The 21,727-nt window shown below is 63.6% G+C and carries 16 protein-coding genes and 2 pseudogenes; 8 read left to right on the forward strand and 10 right to left on the reverse strand.

Translation table 11 applies throughout. The features are described from left to right. Window positions 1-34: 34 nt before the first annotated feature. From P0D73_RS05070 to P0D73_RS05080, 3 genes and pseudogenes are all read left to right on the forward strand, one after another. Window positions 35-1,543, forward strand: coding sequence for an efflux transporter outer membrane subunit (locus tag P0D73_RS05070; RefSeq protein WP_132374948.1), 1,509 nt, complete (start codon window positions 35-37; stop codon window positions 1,541-1,543). Between the two features lie 81 nt (window positions 1,544-1,624). Then, the gene (locus P0D73_RS05075) at window positions 1,625-2,908 is read left to right on the forward strand and encodes an EmrA/EmrK family multidrug efflux transporter periplasmic adaptor subunit (RefSeq protein WP_408430122.1); all 1,284 of its coding nucleotides are present in this window, start codon (window positions 1,625-1,627) and stop codon (window positions 2,906-2,908) included. Further along, window positions 2,907-4,502: pseudogene (locus P0D73_RS05080) on the forward strand (DHA2 family efflux MFS transporter permease subunit); the annotation flags it as partial. The gene P0D73_RS05075 and the pseudogene P0D73_RS05080, both read left to right, overlap by 2 nt. 115 nt (window positions 4,503-4,617) lie before the next feature. Here P0D73_RS05080 and truB read toward each other — a convergent pair. The 9 genes from truB to P0D73_RS05125 form a co-directional block, all read right to left on the reverse strand. Beyond that, window positions 4,618-5,553 carry a tRNA pseudouridine(55) synthase TruB gene (truB, locus tag P0D73_RS05085; RefSeq protein ID WP_408430125.1) on the reverse strand — a complete coding sequence of 312 codons (936 nt, stop codon included), beginning with the start codon at window positions 5,551-5,553 and terminating at the stop codon, window positions 4,618-4,620. 94 nt (window positions 5,554-5,647) lie between these two features. Next, a complete protein-coding gene (gene rbfA, locus P0D73_RS05090; RefSeq protein WP_042324072.1) occupies window positions 5,648-6,013 on the reverse strand; it encodes a 30S ribosome-binding factor RbfA in 366 nt (121 codons plus the stop codon). A gap of 214 nt (window positions 6,014-6,227) precedes the next feature. Then, a complete protein-coding gene (gene infB, locus P0D73_RS05095; RefSeq protein WP_132374952.1) occupies window positions 6,228-9,194 on the reverse strand; it encodes a translation initiation factor IF-2 in 2,967 nt (988 codons plus the stop codon). A gap of 93 nt (window positions 9,195-9,287) precedes the next feature. Continuing rightward, complete coding sequence (gene nusA / locus P0D73_RS05100; protein ID WP_091794906.1) at window positions 9,288-10,763, reverse strand: transcription termination factor NusA; 1,476 nt, start codon at window positions 10,761-10,763, stop codon at window positions 9,288-9,290. Continuing rightward, on the reverse strand, window positions 10,760-11,218 hold the full coding sequence (gene rimP, locus P0D73_RS05105; protein WP_007182297.1) for a ribosome maturation factor RimP: 459 nt from the start codon (window positions 11,216-11,218) through the stop codon (window positions 10,760-10,762). Before rimP ends, nusA begins: the two co-directional genes overlap by 4 nt. A 535-nt stretch (window positions 11,219-11,753) precedes the next feature. Beyond that, window positions 11,754-13,631, reverse strand: a complete 1,878-nt coding sequence (gene rluB, locus P0D73_RS05110; RefSeq protein ID WP_408430128.1) for a 23S rRNA pseudouridine(2605) synthase RluB — start codon at window positions 13,629-13,631, stop codon at window positions 11,754-11,756. Between the two features lie 64 nt (window positions 13,632-13,695). Beyond that, on the reverse strand, window positions 13,696-14,910 hold the full coding sequence (gene scpB, locus P0D73_RS05115; RefSeq protein WP_408430131.1) for an SMC-Scp complex subunit ScpB: 1,215 nt from the start codon (window positions 14,908-14,910) through the stop codon (window positions 13,696-13,698). A 370-nt stretch (window positions 14,911-15,280) separates the two neighbouring features. Further along, window positions 15,281-16,507, reverse strand: coding sequence for a pyridoxal phosphate-dependent aminotransferase (locus P0D73_RS05120; RefSeq protein WP_408280455.1), 1,227 nt, complete (start codon window positions 16,505-16,507; stop codon window positions 15,281-15,283). A gap of 308 nt (window positions 16,508-16,815) precedes the next feature. Then, window positions 16,816-17,718, reverse strand: coding sequence for a LysR family transcriptional regulator (locus P0D73_RS05125; protein ID WP_408175771.1), 903 nt, complete (start codon window positions 17,716-17,718; stop codon window positions 16,816-16,818). Window positions 17,719-18,127: 409 nt separating this feature from the next. On the opposite strand from P0D73_RS05125, the pseudogene P0D73_RS05130 reads away from it, so the two are divergent. Next, window positions 18,128-18,523, forward strand: a pseudogene (locus P0D73_RS05130) (transposase); the annotation flags it as partial. A 298-nt stretch (window positions 18,524-18,821) separates the two neighbouring features. Next, window positions 18,822-19,076, forward strand: coding sequence for a hypothetical protein (locus P0D73_RS05135; RefSeq protein ID WP_132374956.1), 255 nt, complete (start codon window positions 18,822-18,824; stop codon window positions 19,074-19,076). Window positions 19,077-19,404: 328 nt separating this feature from the next. Here the strand turns inward: P0D73_RS05135 and P0D73_RS05140 are convergent, their stop codons facing one another. Continuing rightward, the gene (locus P0D73_RS05140) at window positions 19,405-19,728 is read right to left on the reverse strand and encodes a hypothetical protein (RefSeq protein WP_132374957.1); all 324 of its coding nucleotides are present in this window, start codon (window positions 19,726-19,728) and stop codon (window positions 19,405-19,407) included. Between the two features lie 266 nt (window positions 19,729-19,994). On the opposite strand from P0D73_RS05140, the gene P0D73_RS05145 reads away from it, so the two are divergent. From P0D73_RS05145 to P0D73_RS05155, 3 genes are all read left to right on the forward strand, one after another. Next, complete coding sequence (locus P0D73_RS05145; RefSeq protein ID WP_408280450.1) at window positions 19,995-20,714, forward strand: YdcF family protein; 720 nt, start codon at window positions 19,995-19,997, stop codon at window positions 20,712-20,714. Between the two features lie 261 nt (window positions 20,715-20,975). Then, window positions 20,976-21,212, forward strand: coding sequence for a hypothetical protein (locus P0D73_RS05150; RefSeq protein WP_132374959.1), 237 nt, complete (start codon window positions 20,976-20,978; stop codon window positions 21,210-21,212). Between the two features lie 256 nt (window positions 21,213-21,468). Beyond that, on the forward strand, window positions 21,469-21,726 hold the full coding sequence (locus P0D73_RS05155) for a hypothetical protein (protein WP_007182306.1): 258 nt from the start codon (window positions 21,469-21,471) through the stop codon (window positions 21,724-21,726). Window position 21,727: the final 1 nt, after the last annotated feature.

A 21,727-nucleotide genomic window follows, 5' to 3' on the forward strand; every position in this document is an offset into this window, starting at 1 on the left:
GTCCATCATTACATTCCACTCAAAGAGTCGAGCGATGAAATCCCTTTCCCTGTCCGCGCCCGCACTTTCGAGTCGGGCCGCTGTCGCCGCCGCGGTGACGGCGCTCGCCCTCACGGGGTGCGCGAACTACTTCGGTATGAAAAGCGACAAGCAGATGTCGTCGCCCGCTCAGTACGAGTCCGCCCAGAGCCTCGCCGGCCAGGGCGGCCAGTGGCCCTCGCTCGACTGGGCCAATCAGTTCGGCGACCCGCAACTGCCCAAGCTGATCGCCGAAGCGCTGGAAGGCAGCCCGTCGATCGCGCAGGCGCAGGCGCGTCTCGCCAAGGCCTCGTCGTATATCGAGAGTTCGCGCTCGGCGCTGTACCCGAAGGTCAACGGCAGCTATTCGTGGACCCGCGAAATATTCTCGGAAAACTCGATCTACCCGCCGCCCTTCGGCGGCACCTGGTACAACGAGAACAACGTGCTTGCGAGCGCGTCCTGGGATCTGGACCTATGGGGCAAGAATCGTCAGCGTCTGGGCCAGGCCGTATCGCAGGAAAAGGCCGCTGAGGCCGACATGCAACAGGCACGCGTGACGCTCGCGGCCTCCGTGGCCAGCACGTATAACCAGCTCGCGCAGCTGTACGCGTTCCGCGACATCGCCGCGCGCGAAATCGCCAATCGCCAGGATATCGGCCGCATTACCAACGGCCGCGTGACCGCCGGCCTCGACACCAATGTCGAGCGGCAAACCGCGAACGGCAACATCGCGACCAGCCAGTCCAATTTGACCGACCTCGACGGCCAGATCACCGTCGTGCGCTACCAGCTGGGCGCGCTGCTCGGCAAGGGTCCGGATCGCGGCCTGCAAATCGCCCAGCCCGCGCTGAACAAGGGCGACATCGTGGCGCTGCCGAACAACCTGCCGGCGGACCTCGTCGCGCGCCGCGCGGATATCGTCGCCGCGCGCTGGCAAGTCGAAGCCGCGATGCACGACGTGAAGGAGGCGAAGGCCGAATTCTTCCCGGACGTGAATCTCGCGGCCGGCTTCGGTTTCGACGCGTTCGGCTGGGGCCGCTTCCTCACCGCGGGCAGCCGCCAGATCCAGTTCGGCCCGGCCATCCACCTGCCGATCTTCGACGCCGGCGCGCTGCGCTCGCAACTGAAGGGTCGCTACGCCGACTTCGATCTGGACGTGGCGAACTACAACCAGACGCTGATCAGCGCTCTCTCGGACGTCGCGACGCAGGTGTCGTCGATCCGTTCGATCGACCAGCAACAAGGCGACGCACAACGCGCGCTCGACGCATCGACCAAAGCGTATCAGCTGGCTGTGATCCGCTACAAGGCCGGCTTGTCGCCGCAGTTGCAGGTGCTGACCGCCGACCAGAACCGCCTCGCCGCCGAACAGACGGTGACCAGCCTGAAGATGCGCCGCCGCGACATGCAGATCGGCCTCATCAAGGCGCTCGGCGGCGGTTTCGACGCGACGCAAACCGGCCTCGTGGTGCCGACCGATGCTCCGGCATCGGCCACCGCCGCGACCGCCGCTGCGAACTGAGCGCTCAAGCCACAGGCAGATCGAACACACGCACGAACATCCGAATAAACGACGACGTCTGAAAGAACCCGGAGCACATCAATGAGCACCACCCAACAGCCCGCGGCTACTACACAGCCGACTCAGTCGGCCCCGCAGCCGACGCAACCGGCACAACCACCGGCGCAACCACCGGCGAACAACAGCAAACGCAAGCGCATGATGACGCTGCTCGTCATCGTGATCCTGATCGCCGCGATCGCTTACGGCCTTTACTACTTTCTCGTCGCACGCTTCCATGAAGACACCGACGACGCGTATGTGAACGGCAACGTCGTGCAGATCACGCCGCAAGTCACCGGCACGGTCGTCGCCGTGAACGCGGACGACACGCAAACGGTGAAGGCCGGCGACCCGCTCGTCGTGCTCGATCCGGCCGACGCCCGCGTCGCGCTCGAACAGGCCGAAGCGAATCTCGCGCAGACGGTGCGCCAGGTGCGCGGCCTGTTCGCCGACGACAACCAATACCAGGCGCAAGTGGCCCAGCGCCAGTCCGATCTGTCGCGCGCCCAGGACGACCTGAAACGCCGTATGACGGTCGCGCAAACCGGCGCCGTGTCGCAGGAAGAAATCTCGCACGCCCGCGACGCCGTGAAGAGCGCGCAAGCCGCCGTCGACGCCGCCCAGCAGCAACTGGCGTCGAACCGCGCGTTGACCGCCAACACCACGATCGCGAATCACCCGAACGTGCAGGCCGCCGCCGCGAAGGTCCGCGACGCGTACCTGAACAACGCGCGTAACAACCTGCCCGCGCCGGTCACCGGCTACGTCGCGAAGCGCTCGGTGCAGGTCGGCCAGCGCGTCTCGCCGGGCACCCCGTTGATGGCGATCGTGCCGCTCGGCGGCGTGTGGGTCGACGCGAACTTCAAGGAAGTGCAGCTCAAGCACATGCGCATCGGCCAGCCGGTCGAACTGACGGCCGACGTGTACGGCTCGTCGGTGGTGTACCACGGCAAGGTGGTGGGTTTCTCGGCGGGCACGGGTTCGGCGTTCTCGCTGCTGCCCGCGCAGAACGCGACCGGCAACTGGATCAAGGTGGTGCAGCGTCTGCCGGTGCGGATCGCGCTCGATCCGAAGGAACTCGAACAGCATCCGCTGCGTATCGGCCTGTCGATGCAAGCCGACGTCAGCATCAAGGACGACAACGGCGGCCAGCTCGGCCAGGCGCCGAACACGGTCTATCAGACCAATGTGTTCGAGAAGTACGGCGACCAGGCTGACGCGGAAATCGCTCGCATCATTTCGGAAAACGCAGGTCCGAACGGCGGCTCGCAAAAGTCGGCCCAGGCCGGCGGTGCGAAGCCGGTCGCAGCGAAGCTGATGTAAGCCTCGCGACGATTCAGACAAGGCTTTTTTAATGGCTCAGGCTCAGGCGCAAGTCCCTCATCCGCCGCTCGAGGGCGCGCAACTGGTGATCGGCACCATCGCGGTGTCGCTCGCCGTTTTCATGAACGTGCTCGACACGTCGATCGCCAACGTGTCGATTCCGTCGATTTCGGGCGACCTCGGCGTGTCGTCCGACCAGGGCACCTGGGTGATCACCTCGTTCGCGGTCGCCAACGCGATCTCCGTGCCGCTCACCGGCTGGCTGACCGAGCGCATCGGCCAGGTACGCCTTTTCATGGCGTCGATCATTCTGTTCGTGATCTCGTCGTGGATGTGCGGCCTCGCGCCGACGCTGCCGTTCCTGCTCGCTTCGCGCGTGTTGCAAGGCGCGGTGGCCGGTCCGATGATTCCGCTGTCACAAACGCTGCTGCTCGCGAGCTATCCCCGCGCCAAGGCGCCCATGGCGCTATCCATGTGGGCGATGACCACGCTGATCGCGCCGGTGGCCGGCCCGATTCTCGGCGGCTGGATCTCGGACAACATCTCGTGGCCGTGGATTTTCTACGTCAACATTCCGGTCGGCGCGATTGCCGCCGTGGCGACGTGGATGATCTTCCGCAATCGCGATTCCGTCATCAGAAAAGCACCGATCGACGGCGTCGGTCTCGGTTTGCTGATCGTCTGGGTCGGCTCGCTGCAAGTCATGCTCGACAAGGGTAAGGATCTCGACTGGTTTTCGTCGACGACCGTCGTCGTGCTGGCGCTCGTCGCGGTGATCGCGCTCGCGTTCTTTATCGTGTGGGAATTGACGGCCGAGCATCCGGTGGTCGATTTGTCGCTGTTCAGCCGGCGTAATTTCACGGGCGGTACGGTCGCCCTCTCGATTGGATACGGACTCTACTTCGGCAATCTGGTGTTGCTGCCGCTGTGGCTGCAAACCGATATCGGCTACACGGCGACCGAAGCCGGCCTCGTGATGGCGCCGGTCGGCCTGTTCGCCGTGCTGCTGTCGCCGATCACGGGCAAGGTTTTGCCGCGCACCGATCCGCGCTATATCGCTACCTTGTCGTTTCTCGTGTTCGCGCTGTGCTTCTGGATGCGCTCGCGTTATACGACCGGCGTCGATACCTACTCGCTGCTGGTGCCTACCTTGATTCAAGGGATCGGTATGGCGGGGTTCTTTATCCCGCTGGTGTCGATCACCTTGTCGGGGCTGCCGGGCAATCGGATTCCGGCGGCGTCGGGCCTGTCGAATTTCGTGCGGATCATGTGCGGCGGCATCGGCACGTCGATCTTCCAGACCGCGTGGGATCACCGCACCATCATGCACCACGCGCAACTGGCCGAACAGGCTAACGCGTACAACCCAGTGTTCGACCAGTCGATCCGGCAAATGGGCGCGGCGGGCTTCAGTCAACCGCAGGCGTATGGTCTGTTCAACACGATGGCGACGCAGCAGGCCGCGCAACTCGGTGTGAATGATCTGTTCTTCGTGTCCGCCGGCATCTTTATCGCGCTGATCGCGCTGATCTGGATTACCAAGCCGGAACGCGCAGGCGGTGATGCGGGTGCGGCGGCGGCTGCGGCGCACTGAGTTTTCGGCGCTGCTTCGATTCGGCAGACGATATGAAAAAAGGCGGGACCGCTCGGTAGCGGTCCCGCCTTTTTCTTTGCAGCGCCTTTGTCGCGCTCCGCCGTCTGTGCGACTTTCAGCTCGCCGTCGTGACGACCAGCCGTTCCGGCGCCAGCACGCCCTCACCTTGCTTCGCGACGCCAAGCAGACGCCCTTCCGGTGCGTACACCCTGACGCGCGGCGCATTCACGGCTTCGTCCGTGATCGTCAACTCAGATAGCTTCAATCGCTGACCATGCAGAAAGCGGCGCGTCGCGTCTTCGTTCAACTGCACGAGCGGGAACGTCGACAGCAATGCGTCCACCGGCTGCAGCCACGCATCGCGTTCGCCTTCAGTCGCGTCGGACAACGCGCCGAGCGTCACCGAATTGTCGAGCGTCAGCGCGCCGACGCCGGTGCGCCGCAGCGCCACCAGATGCGCGCCGCAACCCAACGCTTCGCCGATATCCTCGGCCAGCGTGCGCACATACGTGCCCTTGCTGCACGTCACGCGAAACGTCACGTCCGGCAACGCGCAGGCGAGCATCTCGAGCTTGAGGATCGTCACCTCACGCCCTTCCCGCTCCACCGTCTGACCGGCGCGCGCGTATTCGTACAACGGCTTGCCGTCACGTTTGAGCGCCGAATACATCGGCGGAACCTGCGTGATCTCGCCGAGGAATGCCGGCAGAACCGCCTGGACCGCCGCCTCGTCGCACGTCACTTCGCGCGTGTCGATCGCTTCGCCTTCGGCGTCGCCAGTGGTCGTGCGAATGCCGAGGCGCATGGTGGCCTCGTACGTCTTGTCGGCTTCGAGCAGGTCTTGCGAAAACTTGGTGGCTTCGCCGAAACAGAGCGGCAACAAGCCGGTTGCCAGTGGATCGAGCGTGCCGGTGTGGCCCGCCTTTTTCGCCAGATAGAGACGCTTCGCGCGAATCAGCGCGTCGTTGCTCGACAGGCCGAGCGGCTTGTCGAGCAACAGCACGCCGTCGAGCGCGCGACGCGGCACGCGGGGGCGTTGAGGTGCGGTCATGTCAGAAAGACGAAAGTCTTCGATGGATACGGAAAACAGCACTGAGCGCAGGGCGACTCAGGCATGGCAGCGAGCGCCGCGGCGAACAGCGCGCTCAGTCTTCTTTCGCGCGATTGGCGTTGGCTTCGTCGATCAGACGCGACATCTCGACGGCGCGCTCGATCGTCTTGTCGTAATGGAAATGCAGCGTCGGCACGGTGTGAATGTGCAGGCGCTTGAAAAGCTGATTGTGCAGATGGCCGGCCGCGTGCGTGAGCGCTTCGAGCGTCTGCTGCGGATCGCCGGTGAGCGTCGTGAAATAGACCTTGGCGTGTGCATAGTCCGGCGTCAGCTCGACGCTTTGAATCGTGACGATGCCGATGCGCGGATCCTTGACCTCGCGCAGCAGCTCGGACAAATCGCGCTGGATCTGATCGGCGATCTGCACATTGCGATTGGGAGAAGAACGTTTTTTAGGCATGGTGTTATGTGATCCGTTCTAACGGATGCAGAAAAGTGGTTCGCGCCGCCGCGCTGCGGGCTTTTTTGTCGAGGCGGCATTCAGGCGGCCCAGAACAGGAGAAACTCGACCGCGGACGCGGTGCGCGACTGACACGGACAAACGCGTGGCCCCAAAAACAACGGGCGGAGCGGGCGTTAAAGCCCGCTCCGCCCCTTGAGCCGTGCCGCGTGAATTACAGCGAACGCGCGACTTCGGTGACCTCGAAGACTTCGAACTGATCGCCTTCGACGATGTCGTTGAAGTTCTTGATCGACATACCGCACTCGAAGCCCTGACGGACTTCCTTGACGTCGTCCTTGAAGCGCTTGAGCGAATCGAGCTCGCCCGTGAAGATGACGACGTTGTTGCGCAGCACGCGCACCGACGACGAGCGCTTGACGAAACCGTCCGTGACCATACAGCCGGCCACCGCGCCGATCTTCGGTACCTTGAAGACCTGACGCACTTCGACCGTACCCGTCACGACTTCGCGCTTCTCCGGTGCCAGCATGCCGGACATCGCAGCCTTCACGTCATCCACTGCGTCATAGATGATGTTGTAGTAGCGAATATCGACGCCGTTGGTTTCCGCCAGCTTGCGCGCCTGGGCATCCGCACGGGTGTTGAAGCCGATGATGACCGCCTTCGAAGCCGTAGCCAGGTTGACGTCCGACTCGCTGATGCCACCCACGGCGCCGTGCACGATCTGCACGCGGACTTCGTCGGTAGACAGCTTGAGCAGCGACTGCACCAACGCTTCCTGCGAACCTTGCACGTCGGCCTTGACGATGAGCGGCATGTACGCCACTTCGCCTTCGCCCATCTGTTCCAGCATGTTCTCGAGCTTCGCGGCCTGTTGCTTGGCCAGCTTGACGTCGCGGAACTTGCCTTGACGGAACAATGCGACTTCACGCGCCTTGCGGTCGTCCGGCATGACGATGACTTCTTCGCCCGCTTGCGGCACTTCCGAGAGACCTTGAATCTCAACCGGGATCGACGGGCCTGCCGACTTGGTCGGCTTACCGGTTTCGTCGAGCATGGCTCGCACGCGACCGTAAGCGCTACCTGCCAGCACCACGTCGCCGCGGTTCAGCGTACCCGACTGGACCAGGATCGTTGCGACCGGACCCTTACCCTTATCGAGCTTCGCTTCAATGACGAGACCCTTGGCCGGCGCTTCGACCGGTGCCTTCAGTTCCAGCACTTCGGCTTGCAGCAACACGTTTTCCAGCAAGTCGTCGATGCCAGCGCCGGTTTTGGCCGACACCGACACGAACGGCGAATCGCCACCGTATTCTTCCGGCACGACGCCTTCCGCGACGAGTTCCTGCTTCACGCGCTCCGGATTCGCATCCGGCTTGTCGATCTTGTTGATCGCAACGACGAGCGGCACGCCGCCGGCCTTCGCGTGAGCGATCGCTTCCTTCGTTTGCGGCATCACGCCGTCGTCGGCTGCGACCACCAGAATCACGATGTCGGTTGCCTTCGCGCCGCGGGCACGCATGGCCGTAAATGCTTCGTGACCCGGCGTGTCGAGGAACGTGATGACGCCACGCGGCGTTTCGACGTGGTAAGCGCCGATGTGCTGCGTAATCCCGCCCGCTTCGCCCGCTGCGACCTTGGCGCGGCGGATGTAGTCGAGCAGCGACGTCTTGCCGTGGTCGACGTGACCCATGACCGTGACGACCGGCGGACGCGGCAGTGCTTCCGCATCGGACACTTCGCCTTCGACCAGCATGGCTTCCGGATCGTCCAGCTTGGCCGCCACCGCGTGGTGGCCCAGTTCCTCGACGATGATCATCGCCGTTTCCTGGTCCAGCATCTGGTTGATCGTGACCATCTGGCCGAGCTTCATCATCGACTTGATGACTTCCGACGCCTTCACCGCCATCTTGTGCGCCAGATCGGCGACCGTGATGGTTTCCGGCACGTGCACTTCACGCACGATCGGTTCGGTCGGCGCCTGGAACGTGGTGTTCTGATCCTGATGCTTGCCGCGACCCTTCGGGCCACCGCGCCAGCCGCGATCGACACCGCCGCTCGTGTCGCCGCGCGTCTTGATGCCGCGGCGCTTCGCTGCGTCGTCTTGCCAGCCGCCCTTGCCGCCGCCCGGCTTCTTCTTGTCGCCGGCGGAAGGCGTGGTCGTGGCAGCCGGAGCCGCAGCAGCCGGCTTCTTGGCTGCCGGACGCGCCGGTGCTTCACCCGCCGGACGCGCCGGCTTGTGCAGCGTGCCCTTGGCTTCCACGGCCTTGGCCGGCTCAGCCGGCTTCGGTGCCGGTTCCGGCGCCTTGACCTGTGCCTTGCGCGGCGTGTTCATCATTTCGCGAATCGCGCGCGCTTCGGCTTCAGCCGCCGCACGACGCTTGGCGATTTCTTCCTGCTCAGCACGCGCTTTCTCGGCAGCCTGACGCGCTGCGTCTTCTGCCTTCTTCGCGGCTTCGCGTTGCGCGGCGCGTTCTGCGGCGGCGCGCTCGTCGTCCTGCTCGCTTTGCTTGGCGACCGCCGGCTCCGCTGCCTTGGCAGCCACCGGTTCAGCCTTCGCGACCGCCGGCTGCGCGGCTTGCGCCGGCTTGGCGGTCTGCGCCTGCTCGCGAGCTGCCGCCTCGGCCGCAGCCGCTGCACGCTTCTTCGCCGCTTCTTCTTCCGCGCGGCGACGCTCGGCTTCAGCAGCCTGCTCGCGCGCCTGACGTTCAGCTTCTTCGCGCTCGAGTTGTTCCTGACGCGCCTTCAACTCCTGAGCCTGCTTTTCGAGCAGCTCGGCTTCGTGACGAGCTTCCTCTTCACGACGCTGGAGTTCGAGATCGTCGACGTCGGCCTCGGCCACATGATTCGATGCATCCCCGTTTTCAGCGGAGGTTTCGTCGCGGCGGACGAAAGTGCGCTTCTTACGCACCTCGACCTGAATGGTGCGAGCTTTGCCCGTCGCATCGGATTGCTTGATTTCCGACGTATGCCGTTTCGTCAGCGTGATCTTGCGCTTGTCAGCATCAGTCGAGCCGTGAGACTTGCGCAAGTGGTCGAGCAGACGCGCCTTGTCCGTTTCGGACAAGCTATCGTCTTCGCTCGCTTTTGTGACGCCCGCCGCCTGCAGCTGCTCAAGCAGCACGCCTGCAGGCATTTTCAGTTCCGCGGCAAATTGGGCTACGTTGTTACTCGCCATTCATTCCTCTTAATGCAAGGACCGATTCCTTGCGGTTAGCATCGGGTCATGCGGCCTGACGGCCGCTTCAATTTAGTGCGCCATGGTCATTTCTCACTGGAACCAGTGTTCACGTGCTTTCATGATCAACGCCTTAGCGGCATCCTCTTCCATTCCGGTCATCTCGACCAGTTCATCCACAGCCAGCTCGGCGAGTTCGTCGCGCGTCTGGATCTGATGTTCGGCCAGCTTGGCGAGCAGGTCGGCGTCCATGCCGTCCAGGCTCTTCAGGTCGAGCGCTACGTTTTCGACCTTCTCTTCATTCGCGATCGCCAGCGTCAACAGCGCGTCGCGCGAGCGATTACGCAGTTCGTGAACGGTGTCTTCGTCGAATGCCTCGATCTCGAGCATTTCGTTGAGCGGCACATAAGCGATCTCTTCGAGGCTGGTAAAGCCTTCGTCGATCAGGATGTCGGCGACTTCTTCGTCGACATCGAGACGCGCCATGAACAGGTCACGCAGTACACCACGTTCCTGATTCTGCTTTTGCGCAGATTCGTCCGGCGTCATGATGTTGATCTGCCAGCCGGTGAGTTCGCTGGCGAGACGCACGTTCTGGCCGCTGCGGCCGATCGCGACCGCCAGTTCGTTTTCGTCGACGACGACGTCCATCGAATGTTTTTCTTCATCGACGACGATCGACTGGACGGCTGCCGGCGCGAGCGCGCCGATCACAAACTGTGCGGGATCTTCCGACCATAGCACGATGTCGACGTTTTCGCCACCGAGCTCGTTACGCACCGCCTGCACGCGCGAACCGCGAATGCCGACGCACGTGCCGATCGGATCGATGCGCTTGTCGTACGCGACCACGCCGATCTTGGCGCGCACGCCTGGATCGCGCGCGGCCGCCTTGATTTCCAGCAGGCCTTGCTCGATTTCCGGCACTTCCATCTCGAACAGTTTCATCAGGAATTCGGGCGCCGTACGCGACAGTTCGATCTGCGGACCGCGCGCGGTGCGATCGACCTTCGCGATGTAGGCGCGCACGCGGTCGCCCACGCGCAGGTTTTCCTTCGGAATCAGCTGGTCGCGGCGCAGCAGCGCTTCGACACGGCCGGTTTCGACGATGAAGTTGCCCTTGTCGAGACGCTTCACCGAGCCGGTCATGATGTGCTCGCCGCGCTCGAGGAAGTCGTTCAGGATCTGTTCACGTTCAGCGTCGCGCACCTTCTGCAGGATCACCTGCTTGGCGGCCTGGGCGCCGATACGGCCGAATTCGATCGACGGCACCGGTTCTTCGATGAACTCGTCGAGTTGAATCTCGGGCTTCTGCTCGCGTGCTTCGAACAGCAGGATTTCCTGATCCGGTTCCTGCAAACCGGCTTCGTCCGGCACCACTTTCCAGCGGCGAAACGTTTCGTGCTCGCCGCTTTCACGGTCGATATGGACGCGGATATCCGCATCTTCTTCGAAGAGTTTCTTGGAGGCCGAAGCGAGAGCCGCTTCGAGCGCGGCAAATACCACGTCTTTGTCGACATTCTTCTCGCGTGCCAGCGCATCCACCAGCATCAACACTTCGCGACTCATTGTTTGCGGCTCCTAAAGTCAACTTTCGGAACGAGGCGTGCTTTGTCCATGTCCGCGAGCGTGAAATCGAGCATCGCGGCGCCTTCCTTCCCTTCAAATTCCAGACCGATCGTCTCGCCTTGCGGAGCATGCAGGATGCCCCGGTACGATTTCCGTCCGTCCAATGGCTTTTTCAATGTGATTACCACTTCGCTGCCTGCGAAGCGTTCGAAATCCGCCAGTTTTTTCAGCGGGCGGTCGAGCCCCGGCGACGATACTTCAAGCCGCTCGTAATCGATGTTTTCGACCGTCAAAACGTGCTGGAGCTGACGCGTGACTTTCTCGCAGTCTTCGATCGCGATGCCGGCCGGCTGGTCGATATAGATACACAACATGCCGCGCCCGGTGCGCTCGAGATCGACGAGCTCGTAGCCGAGTCCCACGACCGTGGTTTCAATCAGTTCCGTCAGTTGCACAGTGCCCTCTTAGATGTTCGCGCAGCGAGCCTGCCGCTTGTTATGCAAACAACCAATGCGGGCCGCGCGCCAAGCCGGCGCACGTTCGTGCTACCCGAGATGCCGAACCACTGAGAACTGATCGGCAAAAAAAAATGGGCTAAACGCCCATCATCTTATTGCCGGTGGTCGCACCTGAGCCGCACATAAAAAGCCGCACGCCCAGCGACTTCGCGATTGTAGCCATTTTTCGGGACAAACGCAAACCGCAGAACGCCGCCCAACGCGCTTTTCCGGTTGATTTCACGGGAATCTTTCAACGATATGACGGCGCTTCGGGCCTTTTGCAAGGCGGCTCATGCCGCCCCGAACCCGAGTTGGACAGGCGGGGCAAATGAAATCCGCCCCCACTTCCATTTACGTCGCGGTTTTATGCGTCACATGAAACCGCGTGACGCCAAACCGATGGCGCTCGTCGATCGATTCTGGCGGCTGCCGGCGAAAGATCGCTGAAGAACGATCCACGGCTGACCGCCATGCATGTCTGGCGTGCTGCTTAACGGCCGCGCGAACGGCCGCGGGGTGCGCCGCCGCCACGATTGGCGCCGCCGGCGTTGGCGTTGCCGCCGCCCGCACGGTTGCCAGCGCCGCCGCGATTGCCACCCGGCCCGCGGTTGCCGCCGCCGCTGCCCGGATTGGGACTGCCGCTGCCACCGGCGCGTTTGCCGCCGCCGGCCGCACGGTTGCCATTGCCCGACGGTGCGCGATTGCCATCGACTTCACTGCCGCCACGCGGGCCGCCCGCCGCGCCCCCCATCGGGCCACTGAAACCACCGGCGCCACGGCCGGCGCCGCGATTGCCGTAACCACCGCCGAAACCGGCGCCCGCGCCGCCACCGAAGCCACCGCCTGCCGCACCGCGCCGGCCCTGGCCGCGCGGCTGCTGCTGGTCGAACCGGCCATGCGACATCAGCACGGGTTCACGGCTGATGAAGCCCATCGACGTCTGCATCGGATCAGGCTGCTTGCGCTCCGGCGCTTCCCTGCGGCCACCCTTTTCTTCCGTCGGCGCCTTCAGGCCGACCGATGCCATCAGCGCGCGCACCTGGTTGTCTTCGAGTTCTTCCCAACGACCGCGCTTGAGCCCCTTCGGCAGCGAAATCGGGCCGTGACGGGTACGAATCAGACGGCTGACCATCAGGCCAGCCGCTTCGAACATACGGCGCACTTCGCGGTTACGCCCTTCGGCGAGCGCGACGTGATACCAGTGATTAGTGCCTTCGCCGCCGCCATCGCGGATACGCAGGAAGTTCGCCGGGCCGTCTTCCAGCTCGACGCCGTGCAGCAGCTTCTGACGCATGCCTTCCGCCAGTTCGCCGACCACGCGCACCGCATATTCACGCTCGACGCTATAACGCGGGTGCATGAAACGGTTCGCCAGGTCGCCCGACGTGGTCAGCATCAGCAGACCTTCCGTATTGAAGTCGAGACGGCCGACCGCGAGCCACTTGGCGGTTTTCATCGGCGGCAGATTGTCGAACACCGAAGGGCGGCCTTCCGGATCGGCGTGGCTGACGATTTCGCCGGTCGGTTTGTGATACAGCAGCACGCGTGGCGGCTTGTTGGCCAGCTTGCGCTTGACCGGTTTGCCGTTGATGCGGACCTGGTCGGTCGGCATGATGCGTTGGCCGATGTGAGCCGGCTCGCCGTTCACCGACACGCGGCCGGCGACGATCAGCTCTTCCATGTCGCGGCGCGAACCCATGCCGGCTTCGGCCAGCACTTTATGCAACTTCGGCGCGTCGTCGTCGGCTGCGAGCACGCGCTTGGGCGCGGCCGGCTTGCCACGGCGCAGCATCGGTGCGCGCACGCCGCCGGTGGCGCTGTTGTCCGCGTCGAATGCGGGCGATGTGACGTACGAGAACAGGTCGTCCTGACCGGCGGCTGCCGCTGCCACCGGCGCTTCGCCACCGCGGCGGTTGTTCTGACGCTGCCCGCCTTCGCGCGGCTGACGCTCGCGCTGACCTTCACGAGGTGCGCCGTCACGCGGTGCGCCCTCGCGTTGCCCGCCTTCACGCTTCGCGCCGCCCGCATTGCGGCGCGGCCCTTGACCCTTGGCGCCCGCGTCCTTGCGCGGCATACGCACTTGCGCGACGACCTCGCCGTCCGGCGGCGCCTCGGTGACGACCGGCGCTCCTTGCGCGGGCGCGCCTTCGGCGCCCTTCGTCTTCGCGCCGGCGCGGCGCCGGGCGATCAGGCTGCGCGGGCCGCGACGCAGGCCGCGGCGCGGACGGTCTTCACCGTCTGCTTCCGTGGTCTGCGCCGGGCGCTCGCCCTCGCCTGCCGACGCTTGCGTGGTGCGCGTTTCGTCAGCGCGCGCCGACGGCACGGCGCGCTCGGATTCGGACGAATCGGTGTCGTGGGTATGTGTCAAAACAACCTCAAAATGTCAGGTCGCGCACGCCCGTTGCGGGCGTGGCAAAAAAAGTTCGGTTACGTCAGGCGCTGCGCGACTCGGGTTCGTCGTCGGTCAGAATGCCTGCGTCCTGCGCCGCATCGCGACGATCCAGAGGATCGCCGTGCGCCGCCTTGGTCGGGTTCGGCTCGGCGGCGTGCTCCGTATTGCGGAGTACGCCCGAGTCGTGCGCGGGTATTGCCGGATCGGCCTGGGAGACCGGATCGTGATTCTGTGCGGACTCGGCGGCGCCGGCCTGCGGTGCAACGTGTGCTGCATTTGCCGTTTCAGCCGGGTCCTGCGCGGCCGGCGCAATAGCGGCGTCCGAGTGCGACCCGGAGAATGCCAATGCGGTTTGTGCCGCGACTTCCGCTGCGCTGTCGGCCGCCTGCGCCGATTCCACCGGCTCGGTGTGCTGCGTCTGATGCTCTTCTTCAGCGAGTTCGCCAGCGATTTCCGTTCCTGACGCCTCGTCTACTGCTTCAAGCTGGCTGTCAACGGCATGGCTGGCTGCGTCAGCGGAGTCGGGTTGCGGCGCTTCGCCCGTGGCTTGCGGAACATTCTCCGACTCGCCATCGGCAGTTGCGCTCGCAAATTCATCCGCAACAGCTTCGCTTGCAACAGCGCCTGCTTCAACTACCACGCCTGAATCCACCAGCTCTTGTTTCGAAACCAAAGCCTGTGCGGCATCGGCGTCGGCGAACTCGATCGCGTGCTGACCGAGCAGATCCGCGTTCAACTGCGCCGACGGATCGGCGAGCGGTGGCAATTCGTCCAACGCTGTCAGCCCGAGGTCGTCGAGGAACTGCCGCGTGGTCGCGTACAGCGCGGGACGGCCCGGCACATCACGATGGCCGATCACTTCGATCCAGCCTCGATCTTCGAGCTGCTTGACGACCTGCGTATTCACCGTGACGCCGCGAATCTCTTCAATATCGCCACGCGTCACCGGTTGCCGGTATGCAATGATCGCGAGCGTTTCGAGCACCGCGCGCGAATATTTCGGCGGTTTCTCAGGATGCAAACGATCCAGATACGAACGCATCGCGGGCTTGCTTTGAAACCGCCACCCCGACGCCAGCCCGACCAACTCCACACCGCGCCCAGACCAGTCCTGCTTGAGGTCTTCGAGCAAAGTCCGAACGGTGTCTGCCGACACGCCGTCGGCAAAGAGCTTGCGCAACTCGCCGAGCTTTAACGGCTCCTGCGCGCAGATCAAGGCAGTCTCGAGGACGATCTTCGCCTCTTGGGTATTCATGCAGCTAGGTCAGACCCTGTGGTCAAAGAACCGGATCAAACAGACGATGTGGAACTGAAGACGCGCTCGCCCGATTCTGATCGGTCATATTGATGGGAGCACGCACCGGGGGGCGGCGAAACAGACAATCGAGCCAAACCCAGCCGGACGGAGCAGCGATATTCCTGAAAGGAACCGCGTGACTGAGCGCCATATTACGCAAAAACAATCAGTGCGTAAAGACGAAATCCCCCGCGCATTGCCCAGCCATGCTTTGGCGGACGTGCTTTTGCGAAAAAGCGGGCTTATTTTGATAAAAACCCGCTTTCTTCGGTTGTTCTTCGCCTGGTTGGTTCAATAGCTTTGCGCAGCCACCTTTTCCGCCACTCACTTATTGCGCCGTTGCGTGTTCCGCAAGGAACCGTTTCAGGCGCTCGACGCCCGCGTCCAACCGCGCCGTGTCGCAGGCGTAGCACCAGCGGACGAAGCCCTCGCCCTGCGGACCGAACGCGCTGCCCGGCGCCACGCCGAGCCCGACGTCGCGCACCATCGCCTTGCAAAGCTCCAGACTGCGCGAGGCGCCCGGCATCGAGAAAAACAGGTACATCGCGCCGGACGGCGTCTTGACGTCGACGCCAGGCACCGTGGCGAGCGCACGCACCAGATGGTCGCGCGACGCCTTCAGGTCGCGCACCAGCTCCTGCGTAAAGCGCTCGCCCTGCTCGATGGCCGCGATGCCCGCTTGCTGAACGAAGGCCGGCGCGCACGAGGTGTTGTACTCGACGAGCTTGCCCAGATCGTCCATCAACGCGGCCGGGGCGACGATCCAGCCGAGCCGCCAGCCTGTCATCAACCACGCCTTCGAAAACGAATTGACGCAGATCACGCGTTCGTCGCGGGTGGCGAGATCGAGGAACGACGGCGCGGTGCGCGAAGGCACGCCAGTCGCATCCGCAGAAGTGTCCGCATAGTAAAGGCGCTCGTAGACCTCGTCCGCCACGATCCAGATACCGTGGCGCCGGCAATGCGCCAGCACGGCGCGCTGCTCGTTGCGGCTCATCACCCAGCCGGTCGGATTGTTCGGCGAGTTGATCAGCAGCATTTTCGTGTCGCGCGTCAGCGCCGCCAGCAACTGCTCCAGGTCGAGCTGCCAGCCGCACTCGCCGTAGCCCAGCGCGACGGTTTCGACGTGCGCGCCGAGAATCTTCGGAATCTCGACCAGATTCGGCCAGAGCGGCGTCACCGCGACGACGCGGTCGCCCGCGCCCACCACGAGTTGCGCCGCCAGCATCAGCGCGTTGACGCCCGCGCTCGTCACCGCGATATGCTCCGCCGACGTCGCGCCGTGCAGGTCGCCGACATAGCCGGCAAGTGCGGCGCGCAGCGGCGCGATGCCGAGGTTGTGCGTGTAGAACGTCGCACCGGCCGCCAATGCGGCACTGGCCGCGTCGCGGATAAAGGCCGGCGTGACGCGGTCGGACTCGCCGAACCAGAAGGGCAGCACGTCGTCGACGCCGAAACCGGCGTTGGCGACTTCGCGGATCTGCGAAGGACGCAGTGCGCGCACAGCGTCGCGCGCGTTCGGGATGGATGGCACGGGCAGATCCGATTCGCTCATCGAGGCTTCCAGGCGGGTAAAGGGCATGGGTTGAAATTCAGCAGAGGCGACAGTTTAGCTTGGTGCTTCTTTTTGGGACGGCGAAGTCGGTGGATAAGATGCGTGGCGGGACGAGCGGTCGCGGACGGGTTGCTGCCAGGCGCCGTGCTTCGAGAACGACAACATTCGTCCCATCGCACCCTCTCCGACCATGCGGCGTCGCGCGCATCACGCGACCGCACCTTTACTGCCCACGGGGATATCGCACTCCCCGCGCGACGGCGCCTTTGCCGCCCTAGGGACCATCACGCAAGCCCCACCACCGCCGGCTAGCTCAAATCCTCCGCCCGTCCCGGCAATTGACGAATCAGTCCCCACACTGCCTCCGCCGCCGGCGACAGCGACCGGTCGCGCCGCCGCACCAATTCGACCGTGCGCTCCGCGCGCGGCACGAGCGGCCGGGCCACCAGCGACGCGCCCGCCGGCAACGGCAACGCCAGCCACGGCAGCACGCTCACGCCGACGCCCGCTTCGACCAGCCCAAAAACGGTCGCGGAATGCCCCAGTTCCTGCACCACCGTGGCGCTCACGCCATATTCCTGCATCGCGGCGTCGATGATCGGCCGGCTGCCCGACGCGTAATCGAGCATCACGAGCTGCTGGCCGTCGAGGTCCGCCCACGCCACGCGTTCCTTCGCCGCCAATGGATGATCGTCGCGCAAGACGACGCAGAACGAATCGGTCATCAGCGATTCGCTGAGCAGGTCGTCGGCGGAAAACGGACCGATGATCACGCCGAAATCGACCTCGCCAGACTTGACCTTGCGCACCACGTCGCTCTGCACGTCGTCGCGCAGCCCCAGCGCGATGTAGGGGAATTGCTGCACGCACGAGGCCACCACGCGCGGCATGAGCCGGCACGCCACCGTCGGGCTGGCGGCCACCACCACGCGTCCGCGGCGCTGTTCGCCGATTTCGCGGATCTCGCGAAGCGCGTCGTCCAGATCCGTCAGCAGACGCGACACGCTCGACACGAGGTTGCCGCCGACATCCGTGAGCTGCACCTCGCGGGTGGTGCGATCGATCAGCTTGAGGCCGATCTCGCCCTCCAGTTCGCGCACGCAACGGCTGACCGCCGACTGCGTCAGGCCGATTTCATCGCCGGCCCGGCTGAAGCTCTGCAAACGGGCCACCTCGATGAAAACCCTTAGCTGGCGGAGCGTGACATTCATTTACCAACCTCATCAATTGCATCATTTGATGCGTATTGTAAGGCTAAAGATAGCGCCACAGTCGCTTTTCGCAATCTCGCTGCAATGCAGCGATAAGGCGCAAACGCACGCTGGCCGGGCCTGATTGCACAAGATTGGTGATTGTCCCGATTTGCGAGATGGGTTTTTTGGATTCTTATACGCCCCTAGCTAGCGCCCGCGCTGGCCCGCTGTCACAGGGCTTTCAGGCGGTTGGACTCAACTTGGCACACTTCCTGCATTTATCTGCAGACAAGGGTCGGCGCCATGATTCTGACTGCATAGCAGACCGTGGCAAGCCCGACCCTCCTTGGCACTCGCCTATCGAGTGCATGGAGAGTGCGCGGCGCGGGGCAGCGCACCGGAGTTAGCTTCGCTGAGGTGAAACATGATGCTGTTCGACGATTTGAGAGACAACGAGTGGGCGCTGGTCGAGGCGTTGTTCTGTGCGGAGCCAGCACGGAGCGAACGGCGCGGTCGGCCACGCGTGGAAGCGCGCGCGGTTGTCAACGCCGTGCTGTGGGTGCTATCGACAGGCGAAGGCTGGTCCAAACTGCCGGGCCGCTATCCGTCGCCACCGACTTGCCGCCGTCGCTTCGACGAGTGGCAAGCCGATGGTACGCTCGCCGAAATAGTTAAGCGACTCGGCACGAGCGGCCGTGAAATTTCGCTGCGCGGCCGGATTGGCGCGACCGCCGCGAAACCGCCGGCACCGCCGAGCCGTGACCGCCTGCGCGGCGCCTTCTGGACCAATCCGGAATCGTGGCGCGCGCCGGTCAAGATGGCCTGACGCACATTGCTTTTCCTCCGGGCGCCTGCGGGCGCCCGGCGCGTATCAATCCTCAGGTCGACGCGTCTTGACGCACGCCGTACCTGTCATGGGCACCGCTCTTCGGCGCGCCCAACACAGTCGTCCCTTCCCGTTACACCCAGCCTGCTTGCGCGCTGCTTCAGACGTCTGAAGCAGCGCGATAGTTGCTGGTGAAACATCCATTTACTATTACTTACAGCGTGCTTTCGCGACTGGGCATACCTTATGTGTATGCAAACAGGCCTTGAGTCGATCGGCTTGACGGGAGCTCAGCATGAAACCAATGTCACTGCTTCTGTGCGGCATTGTCGTTTCATCGATGGCCGCACCGGCGCTTGCCCAGCAGCGCCAACAGGCTTGGAACTGGCGGCCGGATCGTCCGGCAACCATCGAAGCCTGGCAGCAAAGCGATTCGCGCGCCCGCGATTTCACACCGCCGGCGCCGCGCGGAGACTTGCGCGGTGATATCGCCAGCAACGTGCGCACACGACCGGAGGCGCCTCGCCAGGATCCGACGCACCGACGTTAGGCGGAGTCGAACGTGAGCAAAGCCCACGGGGCTCACTCGCGAAACTCCGTAGCGCATATTGAATAATTGGGGGAACCACCGCGCGTTGTGCCAGTCTGATTTAACGCCATTAGCACAGCGTGGCAGTAGTAATTCCGGTACGCCCGTATCCTCGCGATACGGGCTTTTTTTCAGGCTTTCGCTGCGTGATCGATGGCCGCGCGATTACCTGCGCGCGCGCAAAGACGCACGGCGCGACGCAAGTGTCATGACGCGGATGGACGCAACAATGGAGACACCGCCAGCCGCACGAAGCGGCCGGAAAACAACGCCTGCCAGCCCGCCGGACCTAAGGCCGGACTTCGAGCGCGGCGGTGGGCCGCGTGTCGGCTGTAGCGACAACGTAGTCGTTCATGCGCTGTGCTGTCCAGGTGAGCAGACGTTCGTCATGGGCGAGCCGCGCGAACTCGGCTCTGCCCCGCTCAGTGAGCACGGCGATATCGACAGGTGCGTGGAAACCCGGAGCCGGCGCGACAGTGCGCTGCCGAACGGTGTCCATCAAGCCTAGTGCGCGAAGATATTGGAAAACACCCGGCCTTCTAGCCCATGGGACCTGGCGATATTGCGCCCGCCGCAGCGCTTCAAGTACCGCTTCGTTGGAATACGTGGTCATCTCACTTCTTTCTTAAAGTGCAGCTATGACACATTTATGCCCAACACGTCACCGCGCCACCAGTGACGCGCGTAGCACCCGCCCTTGGCTGGAAGCTGACCGCAACTCGTGCAGTCGAATTCCGCCAGGTGCTGCCTGGTCTCGTTTTCGGAACCCCCGTCTGAACGGCATGTTAGCGTTCTGTCCACGAACTGGCGATGCAACCGGTGCGGCGCCATAGCAAGCCCGTGGATTTGTCCCGAAAGACATACGTTACCGCATTTAAATTGATTCTATTCACTTTATTAGCGCTTTTTTTTGCAGCAATCGTGCTATGGAAAGGCGCCCGCCGACCTCTAGCCGTCTGCACCGTCGCCGTCTTCTGGCTGCTCGCCGCCGGCTGGCTCACCGCGCCCTTGCTGAAATTGGCGCAGCCGCACTGGCGGACCGAGACGCCCGCCACGTTCGCGCCGCGCACCGCGATCATCATGCTGGGCGGCGGCACGATCTACGACGACGACCACGTCCTCGTGCCCCCGCGCGACGTGCTTGCGCGCATTGCGGCGAGCGCCGAGAACTACGCAGCCTGCAAACGCGCGGCGGATACCTGCCATGTGATCGTGAGCGGCGGCAATCCGCAGCGGCATCGCGCGACTGAAGCCGACACCTATCTGCCTTACCTGCTGCGCCGACAGGTGCCACGCTCGGACATCGTGCTGGAAAACAGCAGCCTCACGACCTACGAAAACGCGCGCAACGTTTCCACCATCTTGCAGGGCTCAGATTACGATTCGCTGATCCTCATCACCTCCGCCTACCAGATGCCGCGCGCCTTGCTCGACTTCCATCGCTTCGGCCTCGCGCCACAACCGCTGATCTCGAACGCGATAGGCGCACGTCTCGGTGTACTGCCGCGATATGACAACCTGGTGTCCGCGGAGACTGCGCTGCACGAATTGATCGGCATCGCGCAATTTCACGTCTATCGCGCGATCGGCTGGTTCTGAAATTCACTACTGAAACTCAAACTGCATTACAGGCCGATTATTTAGACATACGAAGAATGCTCTTGAGCGACAATGGGTTATCGTGACTTCCCGCCCGACTCACCGCGCATCGCGACCACCGTTTGAGCGTAACAAGATGTAACGAATTGTCATTGCAGTTACAAAACCGTCTGTTGGAGCGGATATTGCTGGCTAGAATGCATTGTCTTTCCGTTTGGACAGGCAAGTACTCGGGTCCACAACCACTCTGCGGAGGTAGCGATGAAGAAAGTGTCCCTGGCGATCCTGGTTTCCCTCAGTGCCGTAACGGGTGCGGCTTATGCGCAGGACAACGGCGTCATGATGAGCACCGATCCGGCCAAGGCCGCCGACGTCGAGCAGCGCGCGCAAGATTTGCAAAACCGCCAGCAAGCAATGGAAAGCGCACCGGCCAAGCCGATGAAACACCACAAGTCGGCCCCTCACAAGAAGGCCCCCAAGGCCGACGCCGGCTCCTAAGCGCGGTTACCCGACTCACCCGCGGCCGCGCCGCGAAGGTGAAAAGCCGAAGCCGGCACCGCCGGCTTCGGCTTTTTTGTTGTTTAATGGACTGGCGAAAGACTCGCCAGACGCGGAGCAGCGCACCGCACCGGCTTGTCCCGCGCCGGCGGCTCAAGGCCGGCGGCGCCCAACTGGCGGTGTGCTAAAGTCGCGCACCGACCGGCGCCTGGCCGGACTCCCCCTAACCCGTGCGCACCTTGGTGCGGAGGACAGCATGAGCAACATCCAGCTTGATATCGAATGGACTGAAGCGGCATCTCGCAAAATCGAAAAACTGATGCCGCGCGGCGGTCAGGAAGCGTTTCTGGCGCTGCCGCCCGTCGAATGCCTGCCGATGGAAGGCGACGTGCTGTTTCTCGGCCCGGACGGCAAGCAGCAGCCGTTCATCGTCGCGGAACGCCAGTATCACCATGATGGCGACGCCGACTGGACCATCATCCTGATTCTCGACGTCCCGCAAGCCACGCATTAAA

The sequence above is a fragment of the Paraburkholderia sp. RL18-101-BIB-B genome, assembly GCF_046026985.1.
Taxonomy (GTDB): domain Bacteria; phylum Pseudomonadota; class Gammaproteobacteria; order Burkholderiales; family Burkholderiaceae; genus Paraburkholderia.

Bases quoted from the DNA above. Each gene is read 5' to 3' on its own strand.
- P0D73_RS05075 (WP_408430122.1), top strand. From the start codon at position 1,625: ATGAGCACCACCCAACAGCCCGCGGCTACTACACAGCCGACTCAGTCG.
- P0D73_RS05070 (WP_132374948.1), top strand. From the start codon at position 35: ATGAAATCCCTTTCCCTGTCCGCGCCCGCACTTTCGAGTCGGGCCGCT.
- P0D73_RS05150 (WP_132374959.1), top strand. From the start codon at position 20,976: ATGAAGAAAGTGTCCCTGGCGATCCTGGTTTCCCTCAGTGCCGTAACG.
- rbfA (WP_042324072.1), bottom strand. From the start codon at position 6,013: ATGCCTAAAAAACGTTCTTCTCCCAATCGCAATGTGCAGATCGCCGAT.
- truB (WP_408430125.1), bottom strand. From the start codon at position 5,553: ATGACCGCACCTCAACGCCCCCGCGTGCCGCGTCGCGCGCTCGACGGC.
- P0D73_RS05125 (WP_408175771.1), bottom strand. From the start codon at position 17,718: ATGAATGTCACGCTCCGCCAGCTAAGGGTTTTCATCGAGGTGGCCCGT.
- scpB (WP_408430131.1), bottom strand. From the start codon at position 14,910: ATGAATACCCAAGAGGCGAAGATCGTCCTCGAGACTGCCTTGATCTGC.
- P0D73_RS05155 (WP_007182306.1), top strand. From the start codon at position 21,469: ATGAGCAACATCCAGCTTGATATCGAATGGACTGAAGCGGCATCTCGC.
- nusA (WP_091794906.1), bottom strand. From the start codon at position 10,763: ATGAGTCGCGAAGTGTTGATGCTGGTGGATGCGCTGGCACGCGAGAAG.
- P0D73_RS05140 (WP_132374957.1), bottom strand. From the start codon at position 19,728: ATGACCACGTATTCCAACGAAGCGGTACTTGAAGCGCTGCGGCGGGCG.
- P0D73_RS05135 (WP_132374956.1), top strand. From the start codon at position 18,822: ATGAAACCAATGTCACTGCTTCTGTGCGGCATTGTCGTTTCATCGATG.
- P0D73_RS05120 (WP_408280455.1), bottom strand. From the start codon at position 16,507: ATGAGCGAATCGGATCTGCCCGTGCCATCCATCCCGAACGCGCGCGAC.
- infB (WP_132374952.1), bottom strand. From the start codon at position 9,194: ATGGCGAGTAACAACGTAGCCCAATTTGCCGCGGAACTGAAAATGCCT.